At 72.2% G+C, this 2,432-nt stretch carries 1 protein-coding gene and 2 pseudogenes; all 3 read left to right on the forward strand.

Features of this window, described 5'->3' with window-relative positions:
- Nucleotides 1-217: pseudogene (locus MXD58_RS29115) on the forward strand (hypothetical protein); the annotation flags it as partial.
- 66 nt (nt 218-283) lie between these two features.
- A complete protein-coding gene (locus MXD58_RS29120) occupies nt 284-1,519 on the forward strand; it encodes an epoxide hydrolase family protein (RefSeq protein ID WP_248841462.1) in 1,236 nt (411 codons plus the stop codon).
- 238 nt (nt 1,520-1,757) lie between these two features.
- A pseudogene (locus MXD58_RS29125) lies at nt 1,758-2,432 on the forward strand (hypothetical protein); the annotation flags it as partial.

Below are 2,432 nucleotides of genomic sequence, written 5' to 3' on the forward strand. Positions count from 1 at the left end.
CGTCGCGGCGCTCGGTGGCGGTGCCCCGATCGAACTCGGCGCCGCGGCCTACGCGATCAAAGCGGTGCGTGCGGCGGCCCCCGCCGACCAGGCGCACAGCGCCGGTCGCCGCGAGTGCCGCTGGCAACGGGCCCAGCTCCCCGCCGCGATCCGCGGCCTGGTTCTCGACGATCAGCGGCTGCGCAACGACCTCTGCTGGTCGGTGTTCGAGGACTGACCGCGGCACCCGGGACGAACGCGGCCCGGGAACTCCCTGCGGCCGCAGGCGCGGAGAATCACCCGCATGACCTCCCCGCCTGCCTTCTCCCTGGCGCCCACCCAGATCCATGTGCCCGACGATGTCCTCGAGGACCTGCGCGTCCGTCTCCGGTTGACCCGTCCGCCCGTGGACGAGGGGAACGAGGACGGGTCCTATGGCGTCCCGGCGAGCTGGCTGCGTGAGCTGGCTGGCTACTGGGCGCAGGGCTATGACTGGCGCAAAGCCGAGGCCGCGATCAACGCCTACGAGCATTACCAGGTCAGCGTCGCCGGTGTCCCCGTGCACTTCCTGCGCCGGGCCGGGCGTGGTCCCCGCCCGATTCCGCTGATCCTCACCCATGGCTGGCCGTGGACGTTCTGGCACTGGTCGAAGGTCATCGACCCGCTCGCCGACCCGGGGGCGTTCGGCGGCGACCCCGCCGACGCGTTCGACGTCATCGTGCCGTCGCTGCCCGGTTTCGGTTTTCCCGGGCCGCTCACCGGCTTTCCTGCGATGAACTTCTGGAAGGTCGCGGACCTCTGGCACACGTTGATGACCGAGACCCTGGGATATGCGAAGTACGCCGCCGGGGGCTGCGACATCGGCGCGGTCGTCTCCAGCCAGCTCGGTCACAAGTACGCCGACGAGCTCTATGGCATCCACATCGGTTCCGGGCTGCCGCTGGACTTCTTCACCGGCCCCCGCGCCTGGGACTTCGCCCGTAACCGGCCGCTGACCGATGACCAGCCCGCCGAGATCCGGGCCCGGATCATCGCCCAGGACCGCCGCTGGGCGCCGCACCTGGCCGTGCACATGCTCGACGGCGCCACCCTGGCCCACGGCCTCGCCGACTCCCCCGCCGGCCTGCTCGCCTGGCTGCTGGAACGCTGGTACTCCTGGAGCGACCATGGCGGCGATCTCGCATCCGTGTTCACCAGGGACGACCTGCTCACCCACGCCACGATCTACTGGGTGAACAACTCCATCGCCACCTCCCTGCGCTACTACGCCAACGCCAACCGCTATCCCTGGGCCCCCGCCCACGACCGCACCCCGGTCGTGGCGGCCCCGGTCGGGCTCACGTTCGTCACCTACGAGAACCCACCCGGCATCCATACCGCCGAGGAACGCGTCCAGGCCTTCACCAACGGCCCGCAGGCCGCCTGGTTCAACCACGTCAACGTCGCCGCCCACGACCGCGGCGGCCATTTCATCCCCTGGGAGAACCCCGACGCCTGGGTGAGCGACCTGCGCCGTACCTTCCACGACCGCCGGCCCTGACCATCACGGCCCGGGCCAGGCGGGCGTCGCTGTTCAGGCCGGGACGACGACCGTGTGCACAGGGTGCCTGGCCCTCCTAACGTGCGATAACGCCCCCTTATCGCGCACCAGATCGGGACACGCGCGGACCGGTTGATGCGTATCGTTCTGTCGTGCGGTATAACGATACCTAATTACGTATCACCTGAGAGTCGAAACGTAACGGCTTGGTGGGTGGTGGGCGACGAGAGGGATCGTGATGAGCCGGGTGCCCCGCACGCCGCGTCAGCGGGAGGAACCGTCGGAACCGGACGGGTCGTTCATCCCACCGGTCCCCCCTGCGGGCGGCGAGTTGCCCGCGGGAGGCGCGGAGGTCTCGGCGCGGGCGTACGACGATGGCGCCGAGGCGGCGCGCACGGCGGCGGCGCGGGAGTCGGACGCCGCGCCGCAGGGCTCGCCGTCACCGACATCGCCGTCCCCCACTGCTCACCCCGACGCGCCGGGCACGGCGGTGTCGACGCCGCGGTGTGCGTTTCCCGGGTGCACGCGCCCGGCGGCCGCCGCCGAGGGGCCCGGGCGCCCACCGGCGTACTGCGAGGACCGGGCGCACAACCGGCTGGCGGCCTACCGGCGCCGACGGGAACTGGCGGCCGGTGGCGGCGAGGCAGCTCGGCAGGAGGCAGCAGGTGGGCGTGGCGCGCCGGTGGACCGTGGCGGGACACGGCCGTTGGCGGCGGGGCGGGCCCGCGCCGAGGAACTCGCCGCTCAGGTGCAGTCGCTGACCGGTGAGCTGACCCGCACGCTGGAGTCCTTCGGCCGGCAGATGGCGCTGCTCGGGGATATCACCGCCGCCGAGGCGCAGGTCGAGGCGGCCGAGGCCGAGGCCGCCGAGCGGGTCGCCGAAGCGGTGACCCGGGCGGTGCGCGCGGACCAG

This window comes from Frankia sp. AgKG'84/4, from assembly GCF_023242965.2.
In the GTDB taxonomy this organism is placed as follows: domain Bacteria; phylum Actinomycetota; class Actinomycetes; order Frankiales; family Frankiaceae; genus Frankia.

Coding starts and splice junctions, on each gene's coding strand:
- MXD58_RS29120 (WP_248841462.1), top strand. CDS start 284: ATGACCTCCCCGCCTGCCTTCTCCCTGGCGCCCACCCAGATCCATGTG.